At 67.2% G+C, this 14,255-nt stretch carries 20 protein-coding genes; 7 read left to right on the top strand and 13 right to left on the bottom strand.

Annotated elements, in window-relative coordinates; genetic code table 11:
• Positions 1–223 precede the first annotated feature (223 nt).
• The 3 genes from ACP7AZ_RS13660 to ACP7AZ_RS13650 all read right to left on the bottom strand — a co-directional run bounded on the left by ACP7AZ_RS13660 (position 224) and on the right by ACP7AZ_RS13650 (position 3,017).
• Positions 224–739, bottom strand: a complete 516-nt coding sequence (locus ACP7AZ_RS13660; protein ID WP_426039182.1) for a hypothetical protein — start codon at positions 737–739, stop codon at positions 224–226.
• A 151-nt stretch (positions 740–890) separates the two neighbouring features.
• Entirely contained in the window at positions 891–1,238 is a 348-nt protein-coding gene (locus ACP7AZ_RS13655; protein ID WP_426039181.1) for an endonuclease domain-containing protein, read from the bottom strand.
• A 246-nt stretch (positions 1,239–1,484) separates the two neighbouring features.
• Positions 1,485–3,017, bottom strand: a complete 1,533-nt coding sequence (locus ACP7AZ_RS13650) for an acyl-CoA carboxylase subunit beta (protein ID WP_426039179.1) — start codon at positions 3,015–3,017, stop codon at positions 1,485–1,487.
• A gap of 86 nt (positions 3,018–3,103) precedes the next feature.
• On the opposite strand from ACP7AZ_RS13650, the gene ACP7AZ_RS13645 reads away from it, so the two are divergent.
• On the top strand, positions 3,104–3,388 hold the full coding sequence (locus ACP7AZ_RS13645; RefSeq protein ID WP_426039178.1) for a VOC family protein: 285 nt from the start codon (positions 3,104–3,106) through the stop codon (positions 3,386–3,388).
• A gap of 59 nt (positions 3,389–3,447) precedes the next feature.
• Here the strand turns inward: ACP7AZ_RS13645 and recO are convergent, their stop codons facing one another.
• From recO to ACP7AZ_RS13630, 3 genes are read right to left on the bottom strand one after another with little or no spacing between them, the layout of a single operon-like run.
• Positions 3,448–4,179, bottom strand: a complete 732-nt coding sequence (recO, locus tag ACP7AZ_RS13640; protein ID WP_426039177.1) for a DNA repair protein RecO — start codon at positions 4,177–4,179, stop codon at positions 3,448–3,450.
• A complete protein-coding gene (locus tag ACP7AZ_RS13635) occupies positions 4,179–4,673 on the bottom strand; it encodes a nuclear transport factor 2 family protein (protein ID WP_426039176.1) in 495 nt (164 codons plus the stop codon). Before ACP7AZ_RS13635 ends, recO begins: the two co-directional genes overlap by 1 nt.
• A gap of 32 nt (positions 4,674–4,705) precedes the next feature.
• On the bottom strand, positions 4,706–5,323 hold the full coding sequence (locus ACP7AZ_RS13630; RefSeq protein ID WP_426039175.1) for a flavodoxin family protein: 618 nt from the start codon (positions 5,321–5,323) through the stop codon (positions 4,706–4,708).
• 131 nt (positions 5,324–5,454) lie between these two features.
• Here ACP7AZ_RS13630 and ACP7AZ_RS13625 point away from each other — a divergent pair, with 131 nt between their 5' ends.
• Genes ACP7AZ_RS13625 through ACP7AZ_RS13600 form a run of 6 tightly spaced genes read left to right on the top strand, consistent with a single transcriptional unit; the run spans position 5,455 to position 8,263 of the window.
• The gene (locus ACP7AZ_RS13625; RefSeq protein WP_426039174.1) at positions 5,455–5,802 is read left to right on the top strand and encodes an ArsR/SmtB family transcription factor; all 348 of its coding nucleotides are present in this window, start codon (positions 5,455–5,457) and stop codon (positions 5,800–5,802) included.
• Positions 5,786–6,289 carry an SRPBCC family protein gene (locus tag ACP7AZ_RS13620; RefSeq protein WP_426039173.1) on the top strand — a complete coding sequence of 168 codons (504 nt, stop codon included), beginning with the start codon at positions 5,786–5,788 and terminating at the stop codon, positions 6,287–6,289. The genes ACP7AZ_RS13625 and ACP7AZ_RS13620 overlap by 17 nt, the downstream gene beginning before the upstream one ends.
• Positions 6,290–6,293: 4 nt before the next feature.
• Entirely contained in the window at positions 6,294–6,773 is a 480-nt protein-coding gene (locus ACP7AZ_RS13615) for an SRPBCC family protein (protein ID WP_426039172.1), read from the top strand.
• Positions 6,774–6,784: 11 nt separating this feature from the next.
• Positions 6,785–7,213 carry a VOC family protein gene (locus ACP7AZ_RS13610; RefSeq protein WP_426039171.1) on the top strand — a complete coding sequence of 143 codons (429 nt, stop codon included), beginning with the start codon at positions 6,785–6,787 and terminating at the stop codon, positions 7,211–7,213.
• The gene (locus ACP7AZ_RS13605) at positions 7,210–7,599 is read left to right on the top strand and encodes a DoxX family protein (RefSeq protein ID WP_426039170.1); all 390 of its coding nucleotides are present in this window, start codon (positions 7,210–7,212) and stop codon (positions 7,597–7,599) included. The genes ACP7AZ_RS13610 and ACP7AZ_RS13605 overlap by 4 nt, the downstream gene beginning before the upstream one ends.
• Before the next feature lie 4 nt (positions 7,600–7,603).
• A complete protein-coding gene (locus tag ACP7AZ_RS13600) occupies positions 7,604–8,263 on the top strand; it encodes a dihydrofolate reductase family protein (protein ID WP_426039169.1) in 660 nt (219 codons plus the stop codon).
• Here the strand turns inward: ACP7AZ_RS13600 and ACP7AZ_RS13595 are convergent.
• The 7 genes from ACP7AZ_RS13595 to pyrE form a co-directional block, all read right to left on the bottom strand.
• Positions 8,260–9,498, bottom strand: a complete 1,239-nt coding sequence (locus ACP7AZ_RS13595; RefSeq protein ID WP_426039168.1) for a serine hydrolase — start codon at positions 9,496–9,498, stop codon at positions 8,260–8,262. The genes ACP7AZ_RS13600 and ACP7AZ_RS13595 overlap by 4 nt on opposite strands.
• Before the next feature lie 230 nt (positions 9,499–9,728).
• Complete coding sequence (era, locus tag ACP7AZ_RS13590) at positions 9,729–10,679, bottom strand: GTPase Era (protein ID WP_303694299.1); 951 nt, start codon at positions 10,677–10,679, stop codon at positions 9,729–9,731.
• Entirely contained in the window at positions 10,676–11,389 is a 714-nt protein-coding gene (rnc, locus tag ACP7AZ_RS13585) for a ribonuclease III (RefSeq protein WP_426039166.1), read from the bottom strand. Before rnc ends, era begins: the two co-directional genes overlap by 4 nt.
• Positions 11,389–12,111 (bottom strand): signal peptidase I, encoded by a 723-nt coding sequence (lepB, locus tag ACP7AZ_RS13580; protein WP_426039252.1) that lies wholly within the window; start codon positions 12,109–12,111, stop codon positions 11,389–11,391. Before lepB ends, rnc begins: the two co-directional genes overlap by 1 nt.
• Before the next feature lie 402 nt (positions 12,112–12,513).
• Positions 12,514–12,915, bottom strand: a complete 402-nt coding sequence (gene acpS, locus ACP7AZ_RS13575) for a holo-ACP synthase (protein ID WP_426039165.1) — start codon at positions 12,913–12,915, stop codon at positions 12,514–12,516.
• Entirely contained in the window at positions 12,912–13,664 is a 753-nt protein-coding gene (locus ACP7AZ_RS13570; RefSeq protein ID WP_426039164.1) for a pyridoxine 5'-phosphate synthase, read from the bottom strand. The genes acpS and ACP7AZ_RS13570 overlap by 4 nt, the downstream gene beginning before the upstream one ends.
• Complete coding sequence (pyrE, locus tag ACP7AZ_RS13565; protein WP_426039163.1) at positions 13,664–14,248, bottom strand: orotate phosphoribosyltransferase; 585 nt, start codon at positions 14,246–14,248, stop codon at positions 13,664–13,666. The genes ACP7AZ_RS13570 and pyrE overlap by 1 nt, the downstream gene beginning before the upstream one ends.
• Positions 14,249–14,255 lie beyond the last annotated feature (7 nt).

Genomic DNA, 14,255 nt, shown 5'->3' with positions numbered 1-14,255 from the left:
CGAAGTGTCCAATGCGTCCGAAGCGTTCGCTCATGATGATCCCTTCCGCACGAAAGGGATCAGTATGGGGGCGTTTCAGCGGGTGATGGATAAAAGGCCTCTCGTTAGAGCCGGGCCTTGATTTCAAAGGCGGATTCGGACGATCCGTTGATGGGTATGGCGCCAGAACGGAGCCTCCCTCGCCCGCAACGAGAGAGGGAGGCTGGCCGCATCAAGACGGACGTCAGCCCACGCGGCCGGCGGCGGCGGCGACGGCGTTCTGGTCAGCCAGGGTCTCGACCGTGTCGCCGGTCACGATGACGGCGGGGGCATCGGCGTAGGGGGCGCTGTTCATGCCAAGCGCATCCAGGGTGAGGACCACGCCGTCTCCGAAGGCGAACACGGGGGCGCCCTTGGACCAGGCGCGGGTGATGGCGTCATCGAGGGCGGCGCGGGACGCGGCGTCGCTGGATCCGCCCGGCACGACCAGGGCCTTCAGCGCGCCGTTATCGAGGTCGGCGACGCCGGCGGTGGCCAGCACGCTGGTCCCCCCGAGATTCAGATCAGCCTCACCGATCGACATCGGAGCCAGCGACAGGCCGCTGGAGCGGAGCGTGGCCTCGGCCTCGGGCATTTCGCCGAAATTCATGGCGCGGCGCATGGCCAGACCGACGCGGGCGCGGATGGGCGCGGGGTGATAGCCGTAGCGCGAACCGGGGTTGGAGCGGGGGGCGAACGGGGCTTTGCGTTGAGCGAACAAGGCGTCTCCTTCAGGATTGTCGGGTCCTGAGGGCTTGTCCGCGAAAGCAAGAACGCGCCGGCGCTGGGGGGCGTCGGCGGGCGGAAAAAGGGTTCAGGATAGGGCTTAGATGGGCAAGCGGGGCCGTATTTTCAACCCGTTGGGCCGGGGGTCACGGGTTCGTCATCGGGGCTGATGCGGCGAGGATGGCGGCGACCACCTCGTGCCGCCGGTTCTCGATGTCTGCATTCGCGAAGCGCAGGACGCAGAAATTCTGCTCGCGCAGGAAGACGTCGCGCTCGACATCGTGGAGGCTGGCGTCATGCGTCGGGCCGTCCGCTTCGACGATCAGACGGTGACGCAGGCAGGCGAAATCGGCGACGTAGCGGCCGATGACGACCTGCCGCCTGAACTTCAGCCCTCGCAGACGACGGTCCCGCAGCAGCCTCCACAGACGGCGCTCATAGAGCACCGGCTGACGCCGCATCGCCTTCGCTCGCCCCTGGAGCCATTCATCCATAGGTTATGATAGCTCTTCTCCCGTTGCGGGAGAAGGTGGCCGAGCGAAGCGAGGTCGGATGAGGGGTCGCGCCGACATCGAACGTCAGCTCTGCTCCAACCCCTCACTCCGACCGCCGGCGTGACCCCTCATCCGTCAGCCTTCGGCTGCCACCTTCTCCCGCAAGGGGAGAAGGCCGGAGTGAGCGGCCCACGCCGTGTCCACCCCCGTGCCCGTGGGTCGGCGAGAAGAGGAAGAGGCGGTGGGTCAGAGCGGAATATTATCGTGCTTCTTCCACGGGTTCGTCTGCTGTTTGTTCTTCAGCGTCCGGAGCGCCCGGATCAGTCTCCGCCGCGTGCCGTGCGGCATGATCACGTCGTCGATATAGCCCAGGCCTGCAGCCACGAACGGATTGGCGAAGCGGGCCTTGTACTCGGCCTCGCGGGCGGCCAGCGCCTCGGGATCGCCGGCTTCCTTGCGGAAGATGATCTCGACCGCGCCCTTGGCGCCCATGACGGCGATCTCGGCCGAGGGCCAGGCGTAGTTGACGTCGCCGCGCAGGTGTTTGGAGCTCATCACGTCATAGGCGCCGCCATAGGCCTTCCTCGTGATCACCGTCAGCTTGGGCACGGTGGCCTCGGCATAGGCGAACAGCAGCTTGGCGCCGTGTTTGATCAGGCCGCCGTATTCCTGGCGCGTGCCGGGCATGAAGCCGGGGACGTCGACGAAGGTGACCAGCGGGATGGAAAAGGCATCGCAGAAGCGCACGAACCGGGCGGCCTTGCGGCTGGAGTCGATGTCCAGCACGCCCGCCAGCACCTGGGGCTGGTTGGCGACGATGCCGATCGGCTGGCCATCCAGCCGGCCGAAGCCGCAGACGATGTTGCGGGCGAAGTCGGTGCCGATCTCGAAGAACTCGGCCTCGTCGACCGTCTTCAGGATCAGTTCCTTGATGTCATAGGGCTGGTTCGGATTGGCCGGGACCAGGGTGTCGAGCGAGGCCTCGTCGCGGTCGGGATCGTCGTAGCTGTCGCGGACCGGCGGCTTCTCGCGGTTGGACAAGGGCAAAAAGCCGATCAGGCGGCGGACCTCGCTGAGGGCCTCCAGGTCGTTCTCGAAGGCGCCGTCGGCGACGCCGGACTTCTGCGAATGCACGCGGGCGCCGCCGAGGTCCTCATGCGTCACGACCTCGTTGGTGACGGTCTTCACCACGTCGGGGCCGGTCACGTACATGTAGCTCGTGTCCTTCACCATGAAGATGAAGTCGGTGATGGCGGGGGAATAGACGTCGCCGCCGGCGCAGGGGCCCATGATGACGCTGATCTGGGGGATGACGCCCGAGGCCAGGGTGTTCTGGAGGAAGATGTCGGCATAACCCGCGAGGCTCTCGACACCCTCCTGGATGCGGGCGCCGCCGGCGTCGAACAGGCCAATGATCGGGGCGCCGTTGGTCAGGGCCATGGTCTGGAGCTTGACGATCTTGGCGGCATGCGCGCCGCTAAGAGAGCCCCCGAAAACCGTGAAATCCTTGGAGAAGACATAGACCAGACGACCGCCGATCGTGCCGCGTCCGGTGACCACGCCGTCGCCGGGGACGCGCTGGGTTTCCATGCCGAAGTCGTGCGAGCGGTGCTCGACGAACATGTCGGTCTCTTCGAAGCTGCCCTCGTCCAGCAGGACCTCGATCCGCTCGCGGGCGGTCAGCTTGCCCTTGGCGTGCTGGCTGGCGATGCGGGCGGGGCCGCCCCCCTGGCGCGCGGCTTCGCGGCGGGCTTCGAGCTGCTCAAGGATGGGTTTCATGGCGTTCGCTTCCGTGTCTTGCCCCTCGGGATTAGAAGGGGAAGCGTCGGGCGGCAAGGTCGTCGGCCACTTGGGAGGGGAAGACGATGATCAACGGCGGGCACGTGATGATCTACGACCGCAACACCGAGGCGATGAACGACTTCCTGCGCCAAGTGCTGGGGCTGACCGGTGTGGACGTGGGCGGCGGGCGCTGGATGCTAAAGGTCCCGCCCACCGAGCTCGCGGTGCACGAGACGGAGGGGGAAGGCAGCTTCGCCTTCTATTTCCAGTGCGACGAGATCGAGGCGACCGTGAAGGAGATCGAGGGACGCGGCGGCAAGTGCGGACCGCGCGCCGACCGGGGCTGGGGCGTCGTCTGCGAGATCTAGGGGCCGGGCGGGCGGATGCTGGCGCTCTATGAGCCGCGCCACCCGACCGCGCACGGGGGCTAGAGCCGCCGCTGCTCCGCCAGCTTGTCGATCATCCAGACGCGGGCCGACGGGATCGGCTTGTTCTGGGGGTGGAAGACGAACTGCTCGAGGAAATGGCCGGTCAGGTCGAGGCCCGACCGCACGTCGCCCTCGTCCAGACCCGCCTGGGCGCCCAGCATGAAGGGCGGTAGCTTCAGCAGCTTGTCGGCATAGGGGGCGCCGGCCTCGCGGGAGACGGCGCGGCCGGTGCGGGGGCTGACCCAGATCAGGTCGTCCATCGTGCCGGTGACGGCGCAGCGCGACAGGTCCAGGCCGAAGCCGAGATCCTCCAGCAGGCCCGCCTCGAAACGCACGAAGATAGCGGGCCAGACGGACGGGATCTGGAAGGCCGCCATCAGGGCCTCGAAGGCCAGGAAGGCGCCGGGGTGGGGCTCGCGTTCGGGCAGGGCGCCTTGCGCCACGGCGGCGGCAGCGGCGAGGCCGGTCAGGGCCAGCCCGTCGTCGAACAGGACGCTGGGCCCCTCCCCCACGGGCTCCAGACGAGCCGAGCCGAGGTGGTCGCTGGTCCGGGCGCGATAGTCGGCGATGACCCGGGCGCCGGGCTGCAGGAAGGGCTTCATGCGGCGCGACGCCCCGCCGGCGACATAGGCCGAGTGACGACCGTGGGTCTCGGTCAGCAGGTCGACGACCACCCCGGTGTCGCCATGGGCCCGCGCCGACAGGACGAAGGCCTCTTCGTGGAACTCCATCAGTCGGCGGGGGCCGCGGCCGGCGCCGGCGTCTCTTTCGCCGCCTCGAAGGTCGTGATGATGCGGGCGATGGGGCTGGCGAGGTCGTTGGGAACGGCGAGGCTGAGGACGTATTGCTCGATCTTCCAGCCGCCGTCGGTCAGCCGCATGACGCCCGAACCGCGCGTGCGGCCGTAGATGTCGTTGGTCAGCTGTTCCTCGAACCAGGCGATGCAGCGGCATTCGATCGGGGCGATGGTTATGGTCCGTTCAGTGGCCGGATAGGACCAGCCGTTGCCTCGATTGAAGTGCGGCGTGGCGTATTCGCGCAGCTCCGCGATGGTCCAGTGCTCGCCGGCGTCAGTGCCGACGAAGCGGGCGTCCGGCGTATAGAGGGCGAAATAGGCGTCGGCGTCGGCGGCGGCCGAGGCGACGTTCAACTGATCGAGAACGGCGGCGACCTGGGCCTCCGGCGTGGCCTGTAGCGCGGCGGCGAGGGCGAGGGCTGCGAACATGGCGGAGGCCTCCAGCGGGATGAACCCCAGTCCTAACCCCGATCGCCGCTTTCCGGAACCGGATAGGTGGTCGGCTTGAGCACCTTCGCCAGGGCGATCAGGTTGCGGGCGGCGTTGCGGCCCACGCGATCGGAATAGTCGTGGCCTTCGTCGGTATCGACGTAGTCGGCGCCGGGTCCCGGGCCGAGGTGCCAGTAGGTCCAGCTCTGCCCCGGGATGGTGAAGCCCATGTCGATCAGGCCTTGGCAGATCGTGGCAACGACATTGTGCGCGCCGTCCTCGTTGCCGGTGACGACGATGCCTGCGACCTTTCCGAAGGCGACCGGACGGCCCGTGTCGTCGGTTTCTCCGAACCAGGCGTCCATGCGTTCGAGCGCGCGCAGGGCGATGCTGGACATCTGGCCCAGCCAGATCGGGGTGGCGAAGACGACGATGTCGGCAGCCTTCAATTTCGCGTCCACGCCCGGCCACTGATCACCGTCCCCCTCGTCGGCGCTGACGCCGGGCTTGATGTTCAGGTCGACGAGGCGGATCAGTTCGACCTCGGCGCCGCCCTTCTCAAGCTCGGCGATGACCACTTTCGCGAGCGCCTCGGTCGATGAGGTCTTGGGCGGAGGCTTGAGGGTGCAGTTCAGGACGACGGCGCGCATGGTGTTCTCCGGGCTGCGGATTGCACCAACGATACGAGCCCCTGCGTCGTTCCGTTCCTTTATTTAACCGGACGGTTGACAACGCGATCCGACAGGTTCATTTAACCGATCAGTTCAACACGAAACCCGCCATGCAGACCGATCCCCTCTCCGCCAAGTTCGCCGCCCTGGCCGACCCGACCCGTCGGGCCATCCTGGCCCGGCTGACCGAGGGCGAGTGTTCGGTCAGCGACCTAGCGGAACCGTTCGACATGAGTCTGCCGGCGGTCTCGAAGCATCTGAAGGTGCTGGAAAAGGCCGGCCTGATCTCTCGCGGCAAGGAGGCCCAGTGGCGCCCTGCCCGACTGGAGCCGATGGGCATGAAGGGCATGGCCGAGTGGCTGGAACACTACCGCCGCTACTGGGACCAGAGCTTCGACCGCCTGGAAGATTATTTGCGCAAGATTCAGAAAGGAAACGACGATGGCAAAAGAAACTGAGACCAATCCCTGCGACACGGACGGCGCGGCACACGCCTTCGACCTGATGCTGGAACGCATTATCGATGCGCCGCCGGAGAAGGTCTTCAGGGCCTACACGGACCCCGCGATCCTAGCCCAGTGGTTCGCGCCCAAGCCCTGGAAGATCGTCGACCCGATCATCGAGGCCCGCGTCGGCGGCCGCTTCAACTTCACCATGCACGGCCCGGACGGCGAGGTGTTCCCGAACAGCGGCGTCTTCCTGGAGGTCGTACCGAACCGCCGCATCATCACCACCGACGCCTTCACCTCCGGGTGGAAGCCCGCGGGCCAGCCCTTCATGGTCGCCCGTGTCGACATGGAGCCGACCGCCGACGGCAAGACGAAATACACGGCCGTCGCCAGCCACTGGAACGAAGACGCGATGAAGCAGCACGAGCAGATGGGCTTCCACGAGGGCTGGGGCACGGTCGCCGACCAGCTTGCCGAAATCGTGAAGACGTTCTGATCCGATGAGCCCCGTCGTCGCCGAGGCTCCGTCCCGCCCGACCCTGAACCTGCAGCGCGTCTTCGACGCGCCGCGCGACCTGGTCTGGCGCGCCTGGTCCAACCCGGAGATCCTGGTCCTTTGGATGGGGCCGGTCGAATGGCCGGCCGTCAGCGCCACAGTCGACTTCCGGGTCGGCGGCGAGTGGCGCATCTGCCTGCGCTCACCGACGACCGGCGAGGACCTTTGGCAGGGCGCGGTCTATCGCGAAATCGTCGCCCCCGAACGGATCGTCTTCACCTTCAGGTGGGACGAGAGTCACGAGGACGGTCCGCCCGTCGACACCCTTGTGACCGTCCGCTTCGCCGACACGGCGGACGGCCGGACACACATGGACTTCACCCACGAGGGTCTGAAGTCCGAACAGAGCCTGACCGGCCACAGGCACGGCTGGACCTCCACCACCGACAGGCTGGAAGCCTGGCTGGCCGCCAACCCCGACTGAAGGAGCAGACCATGAAGATCGTGACCAGTCTGAGCTTCCCCGGCACCTGCCGCGAAGCCTTCGATTTTTACGCCGGCGCTCTCGGCGGCGAGATCACGGCCGCCATCCCCTATGGCGAGGGTTTCCCCGGCATGCCGACGCCGCCGCAAATCCGCGACTGGCTGATGCACTGCTGGCTGCAGGTCGGCGACCAGGCGATCATGGGCTCCGACATGCACCCGGACTTTGCGCCGGACATTCACAAGCCCAAGGACGGCTTCGACGTCACCCTGCATTTCGACAAGGTCGAGGATGCTCGCCGTATCTTCAAGGATCTGTCGCAGGGCGGCGAGGTCCGCATGCCCTTCGCCGAGAGCCCCTGGTCGCCCGGCTTCGGCGGCTTCACCGACAGGTTCGGCGTACCGTGGATGATCAACACCATGCCGGCGGTGCAATCGTGAAGGCCTCGCCCATGGTCTGGTCCGGCCGCGTCCTGACCGGCCTGTTCGCCCTGTTCATGCTGGGCGCCTCGATCGCTCCGAAATTCATGGGCATGCCGATCGCGGCCCAGACCCTGGTCGATCTGGGCTGGTCGGCGGAGTGGGTGTTGCCGATCGGGATGATGGAGTTCGGCTTCCTGGCCCTCTACCTCTATCCGCGCACCAGTGTCCTGGGAGCCGTCATGATGACCGGCCTGCTCGGCGGTGCGATGGCGACCCAGGTGCGGATCGGCAATCCCCTGTTTAGCCATCAGCTGTTCGGCCTCTACCTCGGCCTGATCATGTGGGGCGGGCTGTGGCTGCGGGATTCGCAGCTGCGGGCCCTGTTCCCCTTCCGCAGAGCGTAGGTCGATGCGCAGGATCACCGCCTCCACCTTCGTCTCGCTGGACGGCGTCATGCAGGCGCCGGGTGGACCGACGGAGGACCCCAGCGGCGGCTTCCCCTTTGGGGGATGGCTACCGCCCTTCTTCGACGACGTGGTGGGCCAGTTTGTCGGCGAGGCCATGGGTCAAGACTACGACCTGCTGCTGGGCCGCAAAACCTATGAGATCTTCGCCGCCCACTGGGGCCACTCCGGCGACGAGATGGGGGCCCTGTTTACGACCATCGCCAAGTACGTAGCGGCCGGCGCGGACACGCCCATGAACTGGAACAACAGCCACCGGCTGGAAGGCGACGTCGCGCAAGCCGTCGCGAAGCTTAAGGCGGGTGGCGACAGGAGCCTGCTGATCCAGGGAAGCAGCACCCTTATCCAGACCCTGCTGAAAGCCGACCTGATCGATGAGATCTCGACTCTGACCTTCCCGCTCGTGCTGGGCCAGGGCAAGCGGCTGTTCGAGCCGAGCGGCCACGCCCGGGTCTGGACGCTGGTCGAAACGCGGCATTCGCCGTCCGGCGTCGTCGCCAGCCGCTACCAGCGCGCGGGAATGGTCACGACCGGGTCCTTCCAGATGTCCGATCCGAACAAGGAAGAAGCCGCGCGTCAGGCCCGGATGCGCCGGGAAGGCTAGTCCGCCAAGGCCGTCGGGAAAGCGTGGCCGAGGGCCTCGGCCATCGCCTGTTGCGAGATCAGCAGCACCTGCTGTTGCTGATGATAGTTGTTCGACAGCACGATCACGGCGATCCGCTTGTCCGGCTGCCAGACCTCGATGTTGCGGAAGCCCGACCAACTGCCGGTATGGTAGATTTCCCAGTCCTGGAAGGCGGGGTTGACCCGCGTGCCCAGCCGGTTGGCCATAAGGCCGTAGCCCCAGGCGCGATGCGGCCGCCCGCCGCGCTCGTTCGGCTGGTCGGCGGGAGAATGGTCCATGATCATCTGGGCGTAGCTGTATGGGCTCAGGACATTACCGCCGTGCAGGGCCTGTTTCCACACCAGCTGATCGTCCAGGGTCGAATAGAGGGCGCCGGCGCCGGCCACGATCGAGACGTTCGGATTGCGCTGGGCCGTCAGCCCCTCGGGGAAGGTCGCGTGGCCGGTGACGATGCCGAGGTCCGTATCATCGTCGAAGCCGGTGTCGGTCATGCCGAGCGGCTCGAAGAAAGCCGTGCGTAGATAGTCGGGGAAGCGCTGGCCGCTGGCCTTCTCGACGATGGCGGCGGCCAGGTTGAAGCCGGCGTTGTTATACCGGACCTTGGTTCCCGGCTCGAACGACAGCCGGAACAGTCTGGAGTCCTCGGTCAGTTCGTCAAGCGTCGCGGGGGTGGTGCGGCGATTGCCCCAGCCGGGGCGGGCCATCAGGTCGGGAATGCCGGAGGTGTGCGAGATCAGGTGATGGATCTTCAGCGGCGCCCAGGCGGCGGGGCACGGCTGGATCCATTGGCAGACCGGATCGCCGATGGTCAGCTTGCCGTCGTCCTGCAGCTTCAGAATGGCGGCGGCGGTGAACTGTTTCGAGATGGAGGCGAGGCGGAAGCGCGAACCGACCCGCAGCGGGGCCGCGGTGGCGACGTCGGCGGTTCCGTAGGCCTGGCGGAACAGGATCTCGTCGCCGCGTGCGACCAGGACGGCGCCCATGAACCGGCCGGCGTCGGCCTCGCGTTGCAGGCGGGCGGTCAGTTGCGGCAGGGCCTCGACGACCTCGACCGGTGGGCGCGCCGGCAGGGGCGCGAGACGCGACGAAGCCGTCGGCGACGGCTGCGAGGTCAGGACCGCGGCGAGACCGGCGCCCCCTATCAGGACGACGGCGGCGATCAGGCCGAGGAAGAGCCGAGGATGGTTCCCGGCGGTACGCGGAACGTGAAACATCGGGCTTGGTTAGCCAGTTTTTGGGATTCGTCATCCCACGAACCGATCCCATTTAAGTCATCCCCCACTCTTTTCCGTCATCCTTGGGGGGCGCAGCGAACCCGAGGACCCAGCTTCACCGACCTGTCGCTGCAGAACGATAACGGTGCGTCGAGACCCGGGGGCTGGGTCCTCGGGACAAGCCCGAGGACGACGGAAGCGTATGGGTGAGCGACGGATGGGGTGTTCGACTACGCGTTGAAATCCAGGCCGAACTGGGCGTAGAGCGCGCGGCTGTCCTGCCACTTCGGATCGACCTTGACGGTGATGAACAGGTGAACCGGACGGTCCAGCAACTCCGTCAGTTCCTCGCGCGACTTCTGGCCGATCCATTTCAGGGTCTGGCCGCCCTTGCCGAGGATGATGGGGCGCTGGCTCTCGCGCTCGACATAGATGGTCTGTTCGATGCGGGCCGAGCCGTCGGCTTTCTCGTCGAAGGCAGTCGTCTCCACGGCGGCGGAATAGGGCAACTCCTCGTGAACGCGCAGATAGACCTTCTCGCGCGTGATCTCGGCGGCGAGGACGCGGATCGGCACGTCGGCGGACTGGTCTTCGGGATAGAGCCAGTGGCCCAGCGGCATATCGCGTGCCAGACGCTGTTTAAGGTCGTCGACGCCGTCGCCCGAAAGAGCCGAGATCATATAGACCTCCGAATAGACGCCGGTCTCGAACAGGCTGTGCGACAGGGCCAGCAGGGTGTCGCGGCGCATGCCGTCGATCTTGTTGAGCACCAGGATGACCTTGGTCCCCGTGGATTTCAGGTTGGCTATGATGGTCTCGGTGTCCTCCGCCGACTTGCGGTCCGCGCCCGTGCCGTCCTTGCCCTCGGAGGCGATATGAGAGGCGGCGTCAATCAGGTGGACGACGACGTCGGCGTCCTGGGCCCCGCCCCAGGCGGAGGCCACCATGGCCCGCTCCAGGCGGCGCCGCGGGGTGAAGATGCCGGGGGTGTCGACCAGCACGATCTGGGCGTCGCCCTCGATGGCGATGCCTCGCACGGGAAACCGCGTCGTCTGGACCTTCTGGGTGACGATGGAGACCTTGGATCCCGTCAGCCGGTTCACCAGCGTCGACTTGCCGGCGTTCGGCGCGCCGATGATGGCTGCAAAGCCCGCGCGGTGCTGGGGGTTGGTATCGGTCAAATCACGCCTTCACGTTGGAGCATGGCCATGGCGGCCGCTTTTTCCGCGTCCTGACGCGAACGTCCAGGAGCGGTCAAGGGTTCGACCCCTTCGATGGAAACCTCGACCGTGAAGGTCGGGGCGTGGTCGGAGCCGGTCTGGCCCACGACGCGATAGGTCGGCAGGGGGCGACCCTGGCCTTGCGACCATTCCTGCAGGGCGGACTTGGGATTGTTCAGGGCGCGCGGCGCCGGCGTGGCCAGTTCTTCGGCCCAGACGCGGTCAAACATGGCGCGGGCGGCGTCCAGGCCTCCGTCGAGGAAGACGGCGGCCAGCAGGGCCTCGATGGCGTCGGCGACGACCCCCTCCTTGCGACGACCGCCGGATTTGGTCTCGCCGGGCGAGAGACGCAGGGCCTCGCCGATGCCGAGACGATCGCCGACGCGGCCGCAGGCGTGCTTATCGACCAGCGCATGCAGACGCGAGGACAGTTCGCCCTCGTCGGCCGCGGGATAATCGTTGTGCAGCCGCTGGGCGACCAGCAGGCCGAGGACGCGGTCGCCGAGGAACTCGAGCCGTTCGTTGTGGCGCGCGGGCTTTCCGGCGGCCTTGTCGGCCCCCTCCCCCACGCTGGAATGGGTCAGCGCCCGCTCCAGAAGGGCGGGGTCGCGGAACACATGGCCGATGCGGTCGACCAGCGCGGTCACCGCCTCGGCGCGGACATTGGCCATCAGTCGAGGACGCGGAAGAAGCGGCTGGGCCGGACATTGGCGAACCAGCTGACCGGATTGAACAGCGAAGCCCCCGGCTCCCACGAGAACATGATGATCTCGGCCTTGCCGACGAGGTTCTCGTCCGGGACCAGGCCGACGCCGGCCGATTCCTGAACGCGGCTGTCGATCGAGTTGTCGCGGTTGTCGCCCATCATGAAATAGTGGCCCGCCGGGACTTCATAGACCGGGGTGTCGTCAAGATCGCCCCCGGGGCCGAAGTCCTGGATGGTGATGGTCTTGCCGCCCGGCAGGGTCTCGCGCACCTGGGTCACCGGACGCGGGCCGAAGATGTCGTTGACCTCGCCCGTGCTGACGACGACGTCCTGAACCGGCTGGCCGTTGATATAGAGCTTGTTGGCGATCATCTGGATCTGGTCGCCCGGCAGGCCGATGACCCGCTTGATATAGTCGGTCTTGTCGTCGCGCGGCAGTTTGAACACGACGATGTCGCCGCGCGCCGGCGCGCGACCGAACACCCGATCGTCGCCCAGCGGCAGGTTGATCGGCAGCCCCGACGAGAATTTGGAATAGCCGTAGGCCCATTTGGACACGACGATGTAGTCGCCCTCGTAGAGGTTGGGCTCCATCGAGGCCGACGGGATGGTGAAGGGCTGGAACAGCAGGACGCGCAGGACGAAGGCGATGGCGAGGGCCACGACGACGGTCTTGACGATCTCCAGCGTCTCCGAGCCGACAGAACCGCCGTCGTCGTCGTTCTCGTCGTCCTTGACGCGGACCTGGGCGGGGCCGGGGATCTTTTCCGTCTTGTCGTCGAAGGGGGCGTCGCCGGCGTCGCTCCAGATGGGACGATGCGTGGCCGAGATCACGACGGGATCAGGGGTGACCGTGTGATCGCTCTCGGAGGCGGCGAACTCCGCCTCGGGCGTCACGGCATCCGGCTCGGTCGGGGTCAGGTCGAGATCGTCGGGCGACACGTCCTGGCTGACCACGGAGGACGATTCAGCGTCCGTCGTGTCGACCACGGGCTTTTCGCCGTCTTCGGGCTTGTTGTCGCTCATCGTGTGAAAGCTCGATCCCTGGCCGCCGAACGCGGCTCGTATCCGCGCACGGGTATAGCCCGATTACGCCGTGGGCAAGGCTTCGATCACCACGAAGGCGAGTGCATAGGGGTGTTCGTCGGAAAGCGTCAGATGAATGTGCGGGGTGTGGCCCGCAGGCGTCAGCCGCTTCAGGTGCTCCGCCGCCGGGCCGGTCAGGGCCAATGTCGGCTGGCCCGAGCTCAGGTTCACCACACCCACGTCCTTCCAGTAGACGTCGCGGCGCATGCCGGTGCCCAGGGCCTTGGCGCAGGCCTCCTTGGCCGCAAACCGTTTGGCGTAACTCCAGGCGACGTCCGGCTTGCGTTCGGAGCGGGCGCGTTCGACCGCAGTAAAGCAGCGGGTCTTGAAACGGTCGCCGTAGCGGTCAATCGATCCCTGGATGCGCCGGATGTCGGTCAGATCGGCTCCGACGCCGATGATCACGTCCCAGGTCCGGTCAGGGCGGCCTCCATAGCCCCGCGCATCCGTCGGATGGCGGCGGCGAGCCCCACGAACACCGCCTCCCCGATCAGGAAATGGCCGATGTTGAGCTCGCGGATCTCGGGGATGGCCAGGACCTCGGCGGCGGTGTCGTAGTCCAGACCGTGGCCGGCGTGGACCTCCAATCCAAGGATCTCGGCCTGGGCGCAGGCGGCGGCGAGGCGATCGAACTCCACGCCGCGCTGTCCAGCCGGCAGGTGGCAATAGCGGCCGGTGTGGAACTCCACGACCTGGGCGCCGACGGCGGCGGCGGCCTCGACCTGGTCGGCCGAGGGATCGATGAACAGGCTGACGCGGATACCGGCGTCGCTCAAAGCCCGGACCACGGGCGCGATGCTCGCCTCGTGTCCGGCCACGGCCAGACCGCCTTCGGTGGTGACCTCCTCGCGCCGTTCGGGCACGAGACAGGCGGCGTGGGGCCGGTGACGCAGGGCGATGGCCAGCATCTCGTCGGTCACGGCCATCTCGAAGTTCAGCGGCTTGCCGGCCGCCGAGCACAGGGCGGTCAGGCGATCGATGTCGGCGTCGCCGATGTGGCGGCGATCCTCACGCAGGTGGGCGGTAATGCCGTCGGCGCCGGCGCCGATGGCCTCTTCGGCCGCGCGCACGGGATCGGGATGGACGCCGCCCCGCGCGTTCCGGACCGTCGCGACATGGTCGATATTGACGCCGAGGCGGACGGGCGGGCGCATCACTTGGACAGCCGCCGGCTGCCCGGATCCTCGACCGGGATCGCCGCCAGTTCAGGCGGCAGGGCGTCGGCGGGCCAGGCCGGCACGTCCAGCGTCGCGAGGGCCACCAGCGGCACGCCGACATCGGCCCGGCCGCCGGAGCGGTCGACGATGCAGGCGGCGGCCACGACGGTGCCGCCGGCGGCCTGGATGGCGGCGATGCATTCGCGGCTCGACAGGCCCGTGGTGACGATGTCCTCGACCATGACGACCCTCTCGCCCGGCTCGACATGGAAGCCGCGCCGCAGGTTGAACGCCCCGCCCTCGCGCTCGACGTACATCGACCGCACGTTCAGGTGTTTCGCCGTCTCATAGCCCGGGATGATGCCGCCGACGGCCGGAGAGATGGCCACATCGACCGGACCGACCGTGGCCACGACCTTGTCCGCCAGAGCCTTACACAGCCGCTCGCAACGGGCGCCGTCCATGAAGACCAGATTCTTCTGCAGGAAGACCGGGCTGTGTAGCCCCGACGAGAGGACAAAATGTCCCTCGCGCAGGGCGCCCGCGGCGCGGAACTCGTTCAGGACGTCTTCGGTGTTCATGCGGTGG

It is taken from the genome of Brevundimonas sp. DC300-4 (assembly GCF_049897365.1).
Taxonomy (GTDB): domain Bacteria; phylum Pseudomonadota; class Alphaproteobacteria; order Caulobacterales; family Caulobacteraceae; genus Brevundimonas.
Note: the sequence above shows the minus strand (reverse complement) of the source record. Positions and strands in the feature narration are given on the sequence as shown.